General features: G+C 42.7%; 14 protein-coding genes. 5 read left to right on the top strand and 9 right to left on the bottom strand.

The annotated features are described in order from the left end of the window. Positions 1-316: 316 nt before the first annotated feature. Together msrQ and msrP are read right to left on the bottom strand one after the other, a co-directional pair. Complete coding sequence (gene msrQ / locus L1076_RS17340) at positions 317-934, bottom strand: protein-methionine-sulfoxide reductase heme-binding subunit MsrQ (protein ID WP_237304144.1); 618 nt, start codon at positions 932-934, stop codon at positions 317-319. Continuing rightward, complete coding sequence (gene msrP / locus L1076_RS17335) at positions 931-1935, bottom strand: protein-methionine-sulfoxide reductase catalytic subunit MsrP (RefSeq protein WP_038878604.1); 1005 nt, start codon at positions 1933-1935, stop codon at positions 931-933. Before msrP ends, msrQ begins: the two co-directional genes overlap by 4 nt. 276 nt (positions 1936-2211) lie before the next feature. Between msrP and L1076_RS17330 the strand changes: the two genes are divergently transcribed. From L1076_RS17330 to L1076_RS17320, 3 genes are all read left to right on the top strand, one after another. Next, the gene (locus L1076_RS17330) at positions 2212-3579 is read left to right on the top strand and encodes an MATE family efflux transporter (RefSeq protein WP_237304143.1); all 1368 of its coding nucleotides are present in this window, start codon (positions 2212-2214) and stop codon (positions 3577-3579) included. Between the two features lie 307 nt (positions 3580-3886). After that, the gene (locus tag L1076_RS17325; protein WP_237304142.1) at positions 3887-4453 is read left to right on the top strand and encodes a Crp/Fnr family transcriptional regulator; all 567 of its coding nucleotides are present in this window, start codon (positions 3887-3889) and stop codon (positions 4451-4453) included. 98 nt (positions 4454-4551) lie between these two features. Continuing rightward, on the top strand, positions 4552-5073 hold the full coding sequence (locus L1076_RS17320) for a YgjV family protein (RefSeq protein WP_039985457.1): 522 nt from the start codon (positions 4552-4554) through the stop codon (positions 5071-5073). A gap of 99 nt (positions 5074-5172) precedes the next feature. Here the strand turns inward: L1076_RS17320 and L1076_RS17315 are convergent, their stop codons facing one another. Then, positions 5173-5724, bottom strand: a complete 552-nt coding sequence (locus L1076_RS17315; RefSeq protein ID WP_237304141.1) for a carboxymuconolactone decarboxylase family protein — start codon at positions 5722-5724, stop codon at positions 5173-5175. A gap of 157 nt (positions 5725-5881) precedes the next feature. Then, positions 5882-6124, bottom strand: a complete 243-nt coding sequence (locus tag L1076_RS17310; protein WP_237304140.1) for a DUF2798 domain-containing protein — start codon at positions 6122-6124, stop codon at positions 5882-5884. A gap of 148 nt (positions 6125-6272) precedes the next feature. On the opposite strand from L1076_RS17310, the gene L1076_RS17305 reads away from it, so the two are divergent. Beyond that, complete coding sequence (locus L1076_RS17305; RefSeq protein WP_237304139.1) at positions 6273-7196, top strand: LysR family transcriptional regulator; 924 nt, start codon at positions 6273-6275, stop codon at positions 7194-7196. Positions 7197-7282: 86 nt separating this feature from the next. Here the strand turns inward: L1076_RS17305 and L1076_RS17300 are convergent, their stop codons facing one another. Next, positions 7283-7798 (bottom strand): hypothetical protein, encoded by a 516-nt coding sequence (locus L1076_RS17300; RefSeq protein WP_054756019.1) that lies wholly within the window; start codon positions 7796-7798, stop codon positions 7283-7285. Positions 7799-8292: 494 nt separating this feature from the next. After that, positions 8293-8712 (bottom strand): hypothetical protein, encoded by a 420-nt coding sequence (locus tag L1076_RS17295; protein WP_237304138.1) that lies wholly within the window; start codon positions 8710-8712, stop codon positions 8293-8295. 209 nt (positions 8713-8921) lie between these two features. On the opposite strand from L1076_RS17295, the gene L1076_RS17290 reads away from it, so the two are divergent. Next, positions 8922-9875, top strand: coding sequence for a DUF2860 family protein (locus tag L1076_RS17290; RefSeq protein ID WP_237304137.1), 954 nt, complete (start codon positions 8922-8924; stop codon positions 9873-9875). 71 nt (positions 9876-9946) lie between these two features. Here L1076_RS17290 and L1076_RS17285 read toward each other — a convergent pair whose 3' ends face one another. The 3 genes from L1076_RS17285 to L1076_RS17275 all read right to left on the bottom strand — a co-directional run bounded on the left by L1076_RS17285 (position 9947) and on the right by L1076_RS17275 (position 15649). Further along, the gene (locus L1076_RS17285) at positions 9947-10882 is read right to left on the bottom strand and encodes a LysR family transcriptional regulator (RefSeq protein ID WP_237304136.1); all 936 of its coding nucleotides are present in this window, start codon (positions 10880-10882) and stop codon (positions 9947-9949) included. A gap of 164 nt (positions 10883-11046) precedes the next feature. Further along, positions 11047-12342: a MipA/OmpV family protein gene (locus tag L1076_RS17280; protein ID WP_237304135.1), complete on the bottom strand. Its 1296-nt coding sequence runs from the start codon at positions 12340-12342 to the stop codon at positions 11047-11049. Positions 12343-12589: 247 nt separating this feature from the next. Next, positions 12590-15649 (bottom strand): efflux RND transporter permease subunit, encoded by a 3060-nt coding sequence (locus L1076_RS17275; protein WP_237304134.1) that lies wholly within the window; start codon positions 15647-15649, stop codon positions 12590-12592.

Genomic DNA, 15649 nt, shown 5'->3' with positions numbered 1-15649 from the left:
TACAAGAACTCGATGACTGATCTTTATGAACTCTTAAAATTCAGTTGCTAGTACCTTATACCAAACGAAAAAATACAAATAGTCTCAGGTAGTTAGACATTAGTCGTAGGGTTCGGGCTAATGGTATGAGCGTTGTGGTGGGATTTGATAGAACTAGCCTAAGGTCATTGGCGAGAGCGAACGAAAGGTGTGGAAGCGTGGTGAGCCAACAGCAACGGAAAGCTTGGGTTAGCAGCTTTTTATCCAATTAAGAAAGGGGCTCACGTAGCCCCTTTTTGTCTGTTGATTCATTTATCGCAATTAGTCTAACAGCGTATCAACTGGATAACATTTTTCGAAACACTCGCTGTTTCAATGTCTTCCAGCGCACCAACAACAAACCAATGGCGATTAAGATATAAATCGTTGGCTCTGCGACCTCTGACTTCACCGACCAATAGAAATGAATCGGTGCCAATATCGCCGCTAAGTAAACCCAGTTATGCAGCTTTTGCCATTTAGGGCCCATTTTACGTTGTATGGATTGAGTCGAAGTCACCGCCAGAAGTAATAATATGACCCACACTGCTGCACCAACGGTCAAATAAGGGCGTTTGACGATTTCAGAGGCAAGTAAACTCCAATCTAACCCTAAATCAAGCACAGCAAACGCAACCAAATGAAGCACTGCCCAGAAAAAGCTGTAGAGCCCGAGTAGTCTCCTAACTCGAACTAACAAACCCTGCTTGGTCCAACGCGCAAGCGGAGAAACTAACAAGGTAATAAACAGCGTATTCAGCGCGCTAATACCCGTGTAATGGATAATCCCTTGAACAGGGTCACCACCTAAGTTGTCGGTATTAATCGCAATAACCAGCAGACCTAAGAAACCGAGAGAAACAAGGTGGATCAGGATTTTAAGCGCAATGATGTGTTTTGGCGTCAGCTTTCTCAATAGAACTTCCTCAGATCCATATTCTTATAGAGATGCGCCACCTCTTCCTCGTAGCCGTTGAACATCAATGTTGGCTGTCTACGAGTGCTGAGCACACTGCCCTCTCCGATGAAACGCTCGCTTGCTTGGCTCCAACGTGGGTGATCAACATTTGGGTTCACATTAGCGTAAAAACCGTATTCATTCGGTGCTAAACGATTCCACGTTGTTGGCGGCTCTCGGTCGGTTAAACGAATTCGAACAATAGACTTGATGCTTTTGAAACCGTATTTCCAAGGCACAACTAAGCGAAGCGGCGCACCGTTTTGTGGTGCAAGCGTCTTTCCATACAAACCCACAGAAATCAGCGCGAGCGGGTTCATTGCCTCATCAAGACGAAGCCCTTCGACGTAAGGATATTCAATACTGCTGAACGAGCCTTGGGCTGGGAACTGTTTCGGATCGTAGAGAGTTTCAAAAGCAACGTATTTCGCGCTACTTTTTGGGTCCGCCATTTTGATGATGTCCGCTAAAGGAAAACCAATCCACGGAATGTTCATTGACCACGCTTCCACACAACGTAAGCGGTAGATTCGCTCTTCAAGTGTGAACTTTTTAAAGATGTCATCGTAGTCGAGCTTAATTGGGTTATTCACCAAACCATCGATCTCAACCGTCCATGGGTCAGACACAAACTCAGAAGAGTTTCTCGCGGGATCAGACTTATCGGTACCAAACTCATAGAAGTTATTGTATTTCAGAATCTTACTTTCAGGAGTAAGAGAAAGATCCGCTTGGTACTGTTGTGGCTTCGCCGCGCTAAGGTCAATTCGATTGTCTGAGACTGGCTTTTCCTTTGACGAGAAGATGTCCAAAATGCCCGCTTGTGCATTCGCAGCGAGCGGCATACCGACAACCGCAATGCCAAGCTTTTTCAATATCTCTCGACGCTCTTTATAGACGGACTCTGGCGTCGCTTCGTTTTCAGATAAAGCCCAGCGATGATTCTTCTTAATCCACATAATCTTCCCCGAATGTGTTCATACTTTAGTAAATAGCGAACTGGTAATACGTTGATTTAAACAGACCGTAGCAAAAACAAATTTATTTCATAAAAAACAAAAAGAGACACGCATTCAAGTTAAGCTTTTTGCCCAGCAGAGTTGCACTCATACTGCCTCTTTTTAGTTCATTATTAACCAAATCTAAAAACTGATTTAGGGATTAGCCCTCTTATCATTAACAATCGCAACTCTATACTGGCACTGTTCCCGAACTTTCGAATCAAGAGCCTTGTGATGATAGCGATTTCCTCGACCTTAAAATCCGTTCTCGAAAAAACACTGCCGCTGACTGTCGGCCTTTTTGCGATCATGTCAGTACAACTTATCGACGCGGTGTTTATCGGCATGCTTGGCGTGAACGAGCTTACTGTGCAAGGTATCACGATGCCGTTTCAGGCTGGCTTTATTGGCATTCAAGTCGGCATTGGTGTCGCAGCAACGTCGATCATCTCACATGCTTTTGGTGCAAATAATACGCAACGCGCAACAAACACCGCTTCACTTGCGTTACTGGTCGGTAGCGCTTTTATCGCTCTCATTGGATTTGCGTTGTGGTTGATGGAGCAAAGTGTATTTTCTGCATTTGTCTCGGTGAAAGACAGCGGCGCACAATATCAGCAGCTCGAAACGTTATTTGGTCAGTTCTGGGGCCTATGGTTGTTAAGCGCACTATCCAGTGCCGTGCTGTATTTAATGACCTGTGTTTACCGTGCGAATGGTGATACTAAAGTCACGGGCTCTGTCTTTGTTATCGCAAGCCTTATCAACCTCGTGCTCGATCCGATCTTTATGTTCGTTCTAAACATGGGAATTGCGGGTGCTGCATTGGCATCGATGCTTGGCTTTGCCATCAGCGCGGGTTACATGATGAAGAAAGCCAAAGGCCGACAATGGTTCGCGCCTTTTTCTTCGGCTCTAGCTAGCAAAGACGATGTCGCGCTACTGATCAAAACCACGATTCCAACCATGATGAATCAGATTTTACCGTCCGTTAGTGCTTTCGTGACGGTTATGTTCATCGCTCATCTTGGTACTAACGAAATCGCATTTTGGAGCTTATTAAACCGAGTGGAAAGCTTCTTGCTGATCTTCACGCTGGCACTCACCATGTCATTGCCACCGATGATTGGCCGTGAACTCGGTGCCGAACGTTTTGATTCAATCCAAGCGCTCGTTCAATCGGCTTCTCGCTTTGTTATTTTGTTCCACTTGGCCATCGCAACTTTGTTGGTGATGAGTTTACCAATTGTTGTTCCTCTACTATCGGCGGACAACACAATGCAAGACTGGTTAAAGCTAGCGCTTTGGGTGATTCCGTTTAGCTACGGCCCTTTAGGTTTGTGTATGGTTGTCACTTCCATCTTCAACGCATTAGGTAAACCTAAAACCGCACTTTTTGTTTGCTTTGTGAGATTGGTGGTTCTGTACATCCCAGCGATTGCCATCGGTTCGTTACAGGGTGACATTTTTACAATCGTCATCGCAGCGACAATTGCTAACGTTCTAGCAGGTTTGTTTGCATGGCTACAACTTACTAGCTATGTAAAACAAAACTTGTCTGCGATTCAAGCGTCGATGTTGGAAGTGGAAGCAGTGAAGTAATTGCGGTTTTTTGGATTAAAAAGATAAACGCCCATACTTTTGAATAAGTGTGGGCGTTTTTGTTTGTAGAACTGAGATAGCTAAACGCTTAGCTTCTCTTCATTCTGGCATGTTTTCGGGCAACGCGATTTAGAAAGCGAGTTCAATTTGTATCCCTCCAGATGAGGCTTTGTATTGAAAACGTCTTTGCAAGTGGTCATCTTCGCTTCACCACTGAAATGCACCGATAATCAATAATACCCGGGATATTTCTAGTGATTAAATGTGTTAGTCTTGGTGAAATAAAGCAAATATGGAACCTGTTTTTATGTTGGGTAAGTTCACTAAGGTGATTGACTATTTCTCTGATATGGGTGTTCCACCTCAAACGGTTAAACCCCTGTCAACTCAGTTTAAATTGCTCTCACTAAACCCATCAGATATCTTGCTCGCACAGGGTTCCCAGCAAGACTATGGCTTTTTTATCATGTCCGGAATACTTAGAGCTTGTCATTACGGTGAGAACGGTCTTGAGCGATGCAAAGAGTTTTATTTTAAAGATGAGCTATGCTTCCTCTATTCAAGTTGGTTGCAGGGAATGCCTGCCCAATATCAAATTGAAGCTATTACAGCTGCAGAAGTAATAAGGATCCCCCTGGATTTACTGGCATTGCCTTCGTTCTCACAAGCCAAAGTCACACTGTTACAACAACAGTTAATTTTTAAGGAGCAGAAAGAAGCCCTGCTGTTACTCCACACGCCTGAGCAAAGGTATCGGCACTTACTGCAGTATTGGCCACATTGGTTAGCCAAACTTAATAACATTCAGATAGCCAGCTATATCGGTATTAGCCCTGTCAGCCTATCGAGATTGAAAGCCAGAATAAAAAGCTAAATATAAAAGGTAGAAATTAACTTTAGTTAATTCCTACTTCGGAACATCTACGCATAATCCCACCTCCATATTTATTCTAAATTTTGTAGGAGGGAAGCATGTCGGCATTTCTTTGGTCCCAAGTGTTGATAGCAATCGCCATCGTATTCGATCTGATATCATTTCAATTTAAAAAAAGACAAAAAATTGTTTGTTGCTTATGTGCATCCGGTATCTTGATTAGCACCCACTTTGTTCTACTAGAGCAATGGACCGCCGCAAGCTTAATGTTACTTGCGAGCATCCGCTATTTCACTAGTATCTTTACTACATCGAAAAGGTGGATGTTTCTTTATTTAACCTCTGCCTTAATGATCACTGTGGTAACCTTTGTTGACCTAATCAATTTGCTTAGTTTTGGCGGAACGCTATTTCAGACCACAGCTGCATTTTGCAAAAGTGATCAACGCTTACGTCAATTAATGATTGTAGGAACTTTGCTCTGGCTAATACACAACTACCTCGCAGGTTCTCCTACCGCTGTACTGATGGAGTTGTTGTTTATTGGCAGCAATATTATCGGCTATTGTCGTTATTATGGGATACATTTGAGTCTGTTGACTCAAAAAAAGTCCATATAAATAGATGCCAATACTTACGTGACAAACACTATAAAAACGTTAGTTTTGGCAAAAAAAGAGCGAGCTTATAGCCCGCTCAATATTCTTTAGATTGTTAGATTACTTTTTAGACCAAGCAAACTTTTCAAATACTTTGTCTACTGGCGTGTGAGCTACGTGGTTTACGTAGTTACTGATCACTTTTTGCGATAGACCAAGGATCACTTCTAGAACCTGCTGCTGACCGTAACCTGCCTCGAAGAATGCAGCTAGGTCTTCTTCTGATACATTGCCACGCTCACGAACTACAGCAAGAGTGAAGTCTTTTAGTGCTTGAAGCTTTTCCGTTGGCATTGCTTCATCGTTACGCAGTGCTTCAGTCAATGCCGGATCAACCTTCATTGAGTGCGCGATCCCAGTGTGTGCAGGGACGCAGTAGTGACACTCGTGTTCAACATTGATGGTTTGCCACACAACTGTTAGCTCTTCAGCGTCGAACGATGTGTTGGTGAATTGCTGATGCAGTAGCGTGTACGCTGTTAGGATTTGAGGAGACTCAGCCATTACTGCGTAAAGACCAGGAATCATACCCATTTGCTTTTGTGCACCTTCAAGGATTGCTTTGCTTTTTTCTGGTGCTGACTCAACAGTGTGTAGTTTAAATTCGCTCATTTTCTCTTTCCTATTCTCTATTACTGACTTATAGCCTAAATAATTGGAGTTGCAGCGCGGCAACAAGCTAGTTCATCCCTATGAGCATAATGTTCTATGTGATTAGGGTGAGCTTGTGCAGTTAACAAAGCTGCAGCTTCAAGTATGACGGGTATTATTATTTTACTTCTGGCTCTAGTAGAACTTTAGTTACGAACAGACGAACCGCTGGGGCTACAAGGGCTAAAACTAACAGTGCAGATGGCACCATTTGTGAAACTGCGTTTAACCATGCATCAAAGAATACGCCTTGCTCTGGCAGTGTTTTCGCTACCATGATGGCTGGCATGCTGAGAAGCATAGTAGGTAAAACCATAGAAACCATTAGTGGGTATTGGAACTTACGTGAAAACTTTTTCATGATTGACTCTCTTATGCCTGACTTCGATTGGCTAACTGATGGGGTCATATTAGCCCCGCCCATCACAATCAAAAATAGACAACATTGAACTTGAATCTTTCATATTTGAATGATTAACTCAGAGTGCAATCCTCAAGAGCAATCAATTATGAAAGCAAAAGACATCTCCAATCTCTATCTGTTTTGCCAATCTGTCGAGTGCGGAGGCTTTGCAGCAGCGAGCCTTAAAACACACGTTTCAGCCCCAACGTTATCAAGGGCGGTGGCAAGTCTTGAGGATAAACTGGGTGAAAAACTGGTACACCGGAATGCAAAACAGTTCCAGCTCACGACAGCTGGCGACGAATATTACCAGCGCTTCGCTGCCCTATTTATTCAGCTGAATGATGAATGGACGCAGCTTTCGAATAGTCAGCCAGTATTAACGGGTGAAATCCGAGTCTCTTGCCCTGAGCCATTTGCTGATAATTTCCTGCAAAAGATGGCGATTGAGTTTATGCAGCTTCACCCAGAGGTCTCCGTCACCATTCAATTTAGCGCAGGCACAGAGCGTTTCTTTGATGAGCAGATTGACCTTGCGATTGTGACGACCCCACCTCACGCCAATCATTTAATACAGCGTCAGTTGTTTGAATCACCATTAATGTTAGCCGCATCACGCAGCTATATTGAAAAACATGGTCAGCCAAAACGAGCAGAAGAGTTGATGAACCATCAGCTACTCTCAGGTAATAACTTGCCATATTGGGAGCTAAAAGAAGATGGCAAGGCGATCCGTATCCCCTATCAGCCTCGTTACTCAATCAGCAGTCTGCGTTTAAATATTGATGCGACAATAGCAGGAGCTGGGATCTGCATGATGCCAAGAGCAGCCTTTGAAAAGCATGCACAAAGCAAAGAGTTAATCGAGGTATTACCAGATGTTGAATACCCAACAGGTAAAGCATTCTTGGTGTGGGCAGACAGAAAGCTGATAGCGACCAGAGTGGTTGCCTTTAGGGATATGATTTTTGAACGATTTGGGCAATCGGCGGAGTTTCTGGCTTCGATTCACTCAGAGCGAAACTCGTAGTTATTGTATTTATGAAATGCCTATTTATAAATGAAATGCGCCAGACTAGACGAACTAATCTGGCGTTTATTATGTGACTTTAACGATTACTTTTTACGAAAATATAGGAATGCATTTAACCAAGCTAACCCAAGAATAATCAGAGTCATTACAGGTGGTTTAGACTGAAGCGGTAGCACTTCTGCCGGCACACTTGGCAATAGGTGAACATACACCGCGACAATCATAATTGCGGTCGTTAATAGCGTTGATAATTGCATCGCTCTATCTTTAATCGGTGCCGCGAGTGCCTTGTTACCAATCATCACCGCCAGTAGCAGTAAGCCTGCAAAAATCTCACCTAATTGGCCCATCCATCGAGACAGAGTCGGGAAAGGCAGTTCACTCAGTGCGATTTGGTTTGCAAACATGGTCGTAAACGGGTCAAAGAATTTTACGGTTCCCGCCATCACCATAAAAGCACCAAGAAGGCCCGTTAGGATCTTTTGAACTTTTGTTCCTACGTTATCGGTTTTGTCATAGCTACGGACCAAAAAAACACCCGTAACGAGTAGCATTGTGCCGATAAGAGATAACTCAAGAATTAGTTGTGATGTGCTCATAGGAAACCTTCATTATGTGTTAGCAAGTTGATGGCGCTATTTTAAGAAACACAATAGAGTTCAAAAATAGACAGGTTTGATTCTTATTCATTCAAAAATGAATGATTGAATTGCGTATGAGTTTACCTCCTAGACAACTTTGAAGCCTCGATGATTACAAAGGTTCAGCTAGCATTACCCAAGGTCTTGCAACAACAAAAAATCTTATATGAACTTCATCGAGAAATTCAGTGGGGCTGGAGCAAGTTTCATTTGGTCAACAAACGTTGTATTGGACAATGAAGTTCTACTGAGATACGAAGTAAAATAGCTTTAACCTCTAACCTAAAGCCCGCAATCTAATTTCAATATAAAGGGGCTCAAGCATCAATATTGGAAACGGAAGCGGTGAAACAATAACAGATTGTGAATTAGAAAAGATAAACGCCCACTCTGCTGAACAAGCGTGGGCGTTTTTGTTTGTCGATTTTATCTACGAGCGGAACACATCGCATTCACTTTAATGAATGTAATTGCTTATGTTCGAGCTGTTGTGAAAAACTCAGTAACGATCGAGAGTAGTTTCTTATTCTGACGACGTTATATATAGCACTCATATTAAGATTACTGACATCTGAGTAAATTTTAACCTCTTCTAACCAAAATACATCAAACAACAGATGAAGATCGTTCGCTATTACTTTCTCTAACGTTTCCGTATCTTGGTTCTCACTGTTTAAAGCTTCAGATACATCAACAATAATGCTCCTCTGATTAGGAGAAAATCGGGTTATTGTTACGATGTAGTCTTCTATGTTACTAACAATGGTTATAGTACACTCCCCTTCTCCCACATCCATCACCTTATATGGCCTGTCATTAAGGTAAATCGTTGTTTGGTAATGTTGTTCTTCTAGAACAGAATTTGATTTCATCGTTATTCCTACATATAAATTTATGTATTAACGCTATACTCAATCGAGCGAAATTAATATGAATAAGAGATATTCAGGTTTGAATTTTTACGGACAATTTTGAATAACTGTTACCCATATAAATAATCAAAAATAAATATATTATCTCTCAGGTCAAACGGATGAAATGAAACATAAGGGAATTAACATATTTAAAGAGAGATACAAACATGAACAAAAAAAGCATTCTATCAATCGCAATTTTATCTTCATTTGCAAGTAGTGCATTTGCGTTGGATTCTTCACGATTTAGTGGTGAAATAATTTTTGCTACTGGATATATGTCGACGAATTCAAATCTCAGTACAGAAAGTGATGCTTTGCTAAAAGATCGTACAAAAAAAGGCTCACACAATGATGACTTTGTGGCAATACCGCTAGGTACCTTAGCTTATGATCTTGGCTCAGATCGAAATCAACGTATTTACTTGGGTACATCTCGTGATGACTTAGCTGTCGGCGATCTTGCTTTCGAGCTTGGCTATCAGTATGACATGAAAAACGGAACTCAAATTGATGTTGCGTACCTGCCAACAGTATTATCTGGCGAGGTATGGAAAGATCCATACCTAGAGGGACGTCGTAGCGAAACTGACATTGACGGTCACGCATATCGCCTAAAAGTGAGCAATATTGCGGGCTCAGGATTCTCTGTCGACATGGCGTATGCAACAACAGAAGTAGATCAAGAACGCATTCAACAGTCTGAACTATTGCGTGATAGTGACATGTATTACGTGAAAGGCAGTTACTTAACTCATATTGCCCCAAACATGGGGTTAAGCACGAGCTTAGGATATCTTCATAATGATGCGGATGGTAAAGCAGAAACTTATGACCAATATGAAATAGAAATGACTTACTTCTTAACTCACAATGCACACACTTTGGCTCTAACAGGTAGTTATGGATATCGTGATTATGATGGTCACAACTCTCTCTACGGTAAAACACGTTCAGATAATCGACATAAATTATTTGTTGCATACGAATATGCAAATATTGCAGGACTGAACAATTGGAATTTAGTTTCTTTCGCAGGAATAAATTACAATGATTCAAATATTGACTTTTATAAGAATGAAGAATATTTGGCGACAGTAGGTCTTAGCTACAAATTTTAAGCCTTCTATAATTAGAAAAGCCTCTATTGGTAATACGATAGAGGCTTTTTATCATCTGACTAAAAATCTGATTATTGATTTTCTGGCTGAACAATAGAGTTAAAAAAATCTTGTATCGCTTGATGTATATGTTGGTTAAGCGGATAGCCTCTTTTCGATTGTAAATATCCACCAGAGACGCTCACCGTTTTAATCCGCTCGGGCATTTTTGGCAACGGGTAACACGCAAGCCTTTCATCATGCATAAGAAGATAACTGCTACTAAATGCCATAGCGTCTGAGTGAACAAGTTTGTCGACCATCACTGGAACACTGTGACTGATCAAAGTAATGTTCGGCTCTACCCCCTGAGCAAGAAATAACTCATCGTACATATCGTGTTTCGCGATAGTTGAGTCCGACGCGTATTTAACGCGAGGAATAGTTTTCACCTCATCCCAATCCGACGTTTTGCTGAGTATGGGATGATCTTTTCTGGCAACCAAATTAACAACAATATCTGACAAGTGATGAACATAGATATCTTGAGGAAGTGGGAACAAGGTGTAATGCAACATATAGTCGATGTCACGATCCAAAAGCTCTTGCAATGAGTTCTGCTGCCAGTAAGTAATTTTAAACTTAGCTTTCGGTAGTGCTTTGGAGAGTGATTGAAACAATCCTCTGCCGAAGACGTCGAGCAATGTTAATTCGACAGCAATAACAACGCTTCCCTCGAACTCTTCAGGGTCGAACTCTTGATAGGCTTCAAGCACTTGGGTAAACGGGGTAAGCATGTGTTCTGCTGCTTCTGCCAGCTTTTCCGCTAGCTCAGAAGGCTCTACTCCATGTGCCTTTCTAATAAAAAGTTGATCGCCAAATGTTTCTCTAAGCTTTGCCATTCCGCGGCTTACGCTGGTTTGAGATATACCTAATTTCTCTGCTGCAACAGAAGTATTCCGAGTTTCTACTACCACTTTTAGCAGCCGTAGTAAGTTCAAATCTAGACTTTCAAGGTTCTTATCCATGACGCTTTTCTATCCATTGTCTATGTCGATCTTGCTTACAACATATCATAAAGTATTGTTAGCTTAGTTGTTTATCGAACTTTTCTCAGCCAAGTTGACGAAAGCAGGCTGGATAATAGGTAGAAAAAAACCGCCGGATTGGCGGTTTTAAATAATAAACAGGCTTAGAAGTGCCACTGTAAGTAGAGTGAGTTATAGTCACTTCCCCCTTTGATTCTTCCAAAAGCAGATGTACTAGTAAAAATACCAGAGCGGTGATGTAAGCTATAACCCAACCACAAATTGCTTAGGGAGTTCTTGTTTAATAAATCTCCCATATTTACATCTGCACTGAAGTCTAAATAGTTCATCAACTTACTTGGCTCATAGCCTTTATCATTTAAATTTTTGTTCTCAATGTGGCTAATTTTGGTACTGTAAGAAATGCCTTCAGCAAAACCTAATCGAGTTCTAACCGCCCAATCAAACGTGTAGTAAGCCTTGATTGCCAAGACATATTCATCGAAAGAACTCTGGGTATCTGAGTTATGATGGTAAACGTAGCCTGGCGTTAAATAGAAATCGAGAGGGAGACCAAATACTGTGCCTGCTAAAGGGTGTCCATAAAAGACCGACGTCATGGTATTTCTATCTGGGTCCGTGTCGTTATCGAACATGAATATCTCAGTTGGACCAGATTGTGTCGCTAGCCCGCTAGCTAAACGAACATATGCCCCGTCGGGCAGCTCTGTCTGCGAAGAGCTTATCGAGCTACCAAACATCGCTAACCCCAAGTAGCCTTCCCATTGAGTATGCGAGTCTATGGTCTGGCTAGAGTAAGTATCGTGGTCAAAAAAGGTAGCGCCAAAGTGACCAACCGCATAAAGGTTTTGGTAGATCTGGGTACGGCCTTTGACGCCAACCTTGCTATCAACACCGGAACCAATATCATCAATTTGAAGACCATAGTAAGTGTTATTAAACCGTGATGATTTCGCTTTCAATGAAGCGTAAAGAGAAGCTTCCCACCCTTTCCCCTCTAATTGGTAATCGCCTGTCAGGTTCGAGTACACACGACCATCATTGTCGCTGAGCACCTCCAGACTAACGTCAACTTTCGGAGAGTAATGCCATATGGCTTTCGCCCCAAAATCGATCTGCGATCCTTGAATCTCGTTCTGCGCGTATCGAGGGATATCAAAAAAGCGCATTTGAGCAGCCAGTCCAATGCTAAAATCGGGACTTTGATACAAGTGGTAGCCTCCCGATGCGCCATCGAGATAGAAGTTGTCACCTTTGTAGAATAACAATGGCATCACGTCGTTAACTGTGTTTCCATCTGTTTTAAAAGGCATAGAGGCGCTTCTGACACCAATCCCAACTCCCCAGCTTTCTTCTTTCTCAATTGCAGAATACTCGAGTTCACTTGCTATCGATAATGGAACCGTAAAAAGTAGAGGTAATACAAATTTATGCTTCATCTTTCACTCTTTTCATTTTGCTAGAGTGCAAGAGGCACTCTTTAATTACTCACCCTCCTTAGATGATTACCAATGCCTTGAAACATTGACCTCAAATATCCTTTACACAAAGATTCTATTGAAGAGACACATCAATCGACACGTTTTACAGTTATTCATATTTGATGAAATAGCAGGCTTTCGTTAGCCATACGAGCAAGCACAAAAAAGCCCATCGATGATGGGCTTAAGGTGAAATCTAGATGAGTTATTGAGCCAAAGTTGCTTTTGGTTTTACTCGGAAGAACAACGCGTAGTTCAGAGGTATCACCACCAACGTCAGAACCGTTGCGAATAGAAGACCGAACATAATGGTCACTGCCATACTCTTGAAAAACGGGTCTACCAGCAATGGCGCTACACCAAGAATGGTCGTTGTTGCACCAAGAATAACAGGTCGCGCTCTGCTCATTGCGGCATCGATGATAGCGTCGTACGCGGCTTTGCCGTTGTTGACTTCATTCTCGGCTTGATCAACTAAGACGATTGCATTTTTCACCATCATTCCGACCAAGCTCAAGAAGCCTAGCGTCGCCATAAATTCAAATGGCGTTTGGAAGACGACCAAACCAATAGCGACACCAAGTACTGCTAGCGGAACTGTACACCAGATAACCAATGCCTGACGAATACCATTGAACATGAATACAACTGCCAACACCATTGCTGCAAAGCCATAAGGAGCAGATATCATTAAGCCTTCATCCGCCTCTTTTGCCTCTTTATATTCACCAAACCACTCGAATTGGTAACCGACAGGTAGAGGCATGTTTTCAATCTTCTCTTTGACCGCATCTAGTGCTTCTGAAGTTAACACTCCTGAGCGAGGGTCAGCTTGAGCCATAATTGTTGGTACGCGATCGATACGGCGTAACATTGAGTCCTGCCACTCCAAATCCACACGGTCGACAAACTGTGCGAGCTGTAAGTACTGACCAGCAGTTGGACTAAATACTTGTGTATTCTCGATGCTTCGCTCATGCGTACGCTCGCTTTCTGGTGCTCTGACAACAATCGGCACTAAATCATTCCCTTCACGGTAAACACCCACTCGAGAACCAATTAACGACTGCTCCAATGCTTGATTCAGTTCTTGCGTTGTCAAACCAAACTGCTGTGCACGATCCGAAGCGTAGACAGGCTTCACAACCGGTACTTGCTGGCGCCAATCATCTTGAATAGCAACCAATTCTGGTGTCTCTGCCATCAATTGCTTTGCTTGCTCTGCGAGTTGTCTTAACACATTGCTGTCTGGGCCGCTAAACGCTGCTTCAATCTTTTTGCCACCGCCAGGCCCCAACATAAACTTCCACACATTAACCGACGCTTGCTCATATCGCTCATTAAGTTCAACTTGAAGCGCTTCGATAAGCGGCTCAATCACTTTAAAATCATCCACATCCACCAGCATTTGTGCGTAGCTTGTGTTTTGAGCTTCTGGTGAGTAAGTCAGCATAAAGCGTAAACCACCAGAACCAATGAACGTCGTCGTATTCGTTACACCCTCTTTTGCTTTGACATCACGCTCAATTTCTAACATGACACTTTCTGTCGTTAGAATATCTGCACCTTGAGGAAGAAAGACATCAATCACAAACTGCTCTCGTTGGGATTCTGGCATAAAGCCAGGCGGAACGTAGCTGAACATCTTCACACCTGCTAGAAAGACCAAAATAACAATCGCTAACCCTTTTTTTTGGTTGTTTAGCACCCACTCTAATGTTGATTTGTACCAAAGGCTGACTTTGCTCGGCGCTTTGTCTTGCTTATCTTTATTTACCTTCAAAAAATCATGACAAAGTAACGGCGTTACAGTGATTGCTAACACCCAACTTAGGAACATCGAATACAAGATGACCCAAAATAGAGAGCCTGCGTATTCACCCATGTTCGATGGAGACAAACCAATGGCGCTAAATGCACAGATACCAACGATAGTACCGCCGAGCAAAGGCATTTTTGTCTCATTAACGATGTCGTTGATGACTGATTTTTTATCAGCGTTTGGATTCTTCTGTAATCGAGTTATTACACCGTCCGTTACTACAATGGCATTATCAACCAACATACCGAGCGCAATGATAAGCGCGCCAAGTGAGATGCGCTGCATTGCAATGTCGTCGATCAGCATGATGATCAACGTACCCGCTACCGTTAGCGTCAGAACAAAACCAATGACGATGCCCGTTCTCACTCCCATGAAAAGCAGTAGAACGATGAATACAATGACCACTGCCGCGATTAAGTTGTTAATGAAGTCAGCTACAGAGTCGCGAACAGAGTCAGATTGAATAGAGATTTCATGAAGTTCAATACCATGTGGTCGCTGTGCCTCTAATTCCGCAATGCGTGCTTTAACAGCATCCCCCATCTCAACGACATTTCCACCTGCAACGTTTGAGATACCCAAGCCAATTGCTCGCTCTCCGTTATAGCGCATTAAAACGGATGAAGGCTCTTCGTAACCACGTGTCACATTTGCAATATCCTGCAAACGCATCACCGTATTACTGTCACCCAAACCAATTTGTAATGACTTCAACTGTTCAAATGAGCTGATGCTTGCGCTTGGAGTGACTGAAATACGCATACCATCTGTATTCAACGCACCAGCGACTGTCACGACATTTTGCTTTTCTAATACTTGGTAGACTTGTTGAGCTGACACGCCAAACTGAGCCAAGCGGTCACTTGAGATTTCGACAAAAATCGTTTCTTGCTTCTCTGCAAGCGTTGCTGTCTTAGAAACGCCAGGCACCAACACCAACTCTCTGCGCAGCGTGTCCACATAATCTTGCAACTGCTTATCGGTAAAGCCATCACCAGTCACGGCATAAAACTGAGCATATACATCGGCAAAGTCGTCATTCACAATGGATGGCGCAGCGCCAGGAGGCAAAGAACGTTGAGCATCACTTACCTTTCTTCTCAACTTATCCCACACCTGCTGCAGCTCAGCTTCGGTATTGGAAAATTCACGTTTAATTTCAACTGTGACTTCCGACATTCCCTGCTTCGATACAGAGGTGATTTCTTTTACCTCTTGCAAAGATTGCGCAGCCCCCTCAATCACATCCGTCACTTCATCAGCAACTTCTTGAGCCGTAGCACCAAGATATGGCGTCACAATAACCGATTGACGAATAACAAACTCAGGATCTTCAAAACGCCCCAACTTCAAGTAGCTGATGTACCCTCCAATAAGCATTAGAGCAACCATCACCCACACACTTGTGCGTTTTGCTATGGTGTATTTCGCGATATTCAT

It is taken from the genome of Vibrio sp. MMG023 (genome assembly GCF_021654215.1).
Lineage (GTDB): Bacteria > Pseudomonadota > Gammaproteobacteria > Enterobacterales > Vibrionaceae > Vibrio > Vibrio jasicida.
This window is presented reverse-complemented; position numbering and strand designations above follow the sequence as displayed.

Coding starts and splice junctions, on each gene's coding strand:
- msrP (WP_038878604.1), bottom strand. CDS start 1,935: ATGTGGATTAAGAAGAATCATCGCTGGGCTTTATCTGAAAACGAAGCG.
- L1076_RS17330 (WP_237304143.1), top strand. CDS start 2,212: ATGATAGCGATTTCCTCGACCTTAAAATCCGTTCTCGAAAAAACACTG.
- L1076_RS17325 (WP_237304142.1), top strand. CDS start 3,887: ATGTTGGGTAAGTTCACTAAGGTGATTGACTATTTCTCTGATATGGGT.
- L1076_RS17320 (WP_039985457.1), top strand. CDS start 4,552: ATGTCGGCATTTCTTTGGTCCCAAGTGTTGATAGCAATCGCCATCGTA.
- L1076_RS17315 (WP_237304141.1), bottom strand. CDS start 5,724: ATGAGCGAATTTAAACTACACACTGTTGAGTCAGCACCAGAAAAAAGC.
- L1076_RS17310 (WP_237304140.1), bottom strand. CDS start 6,124: ATGAAAAAGTTTTCACGTAAGTTCCAATACCCACTAATGGTTTCTATG.
- L1076_RS17305 (WP_237304139.1), top strand. CDS start 6,273: ATGAAAGCAAAAGACATCTCCAATCTCTATCTGTTTTGCCAATCTGTC.
- L1076_RS17300 (WP_054756019.1), bottom strand. CDS start 7,798: ATGAGCACATCACAACTAATTCTTGAGTTATCTCTTATCGGCACAATG.
- L1076_RS17295 (WP_237304138.1), bottom strand. CDS start 8,712: ATGAAATCAAATTCTGTTCTAGAAGAACAACATTACCAAACAACGATT.
- L1076_RS17290 (WP_237304137.1), top strand. CDS start 8,922: ATGAACAAAAAAAGCATTCTATCAATCGCAATTTTATCTTCATTTGCA.
- L1076_RS17285 (WP_237304136.1), bottom strand. CDS start 10,882: ATGGATAAGAACCTTGAAAGTCTAGATTTGAACTTACTACGGCTGCTA.
- L1076_RS17280 (WP_237304135.1), bottom strand. CDS start 12,342: ATGAAGCATAAATTTGTATTACCTCTACTTTTTACGGTTCCATTATCG.
- L1076_RS17275 (WP_237304134.1), bottom strand. CDS start 15,649: ATGAATATCGCGAAATACACCATAGCAAAACGCACAAGTGTGTGGGTG.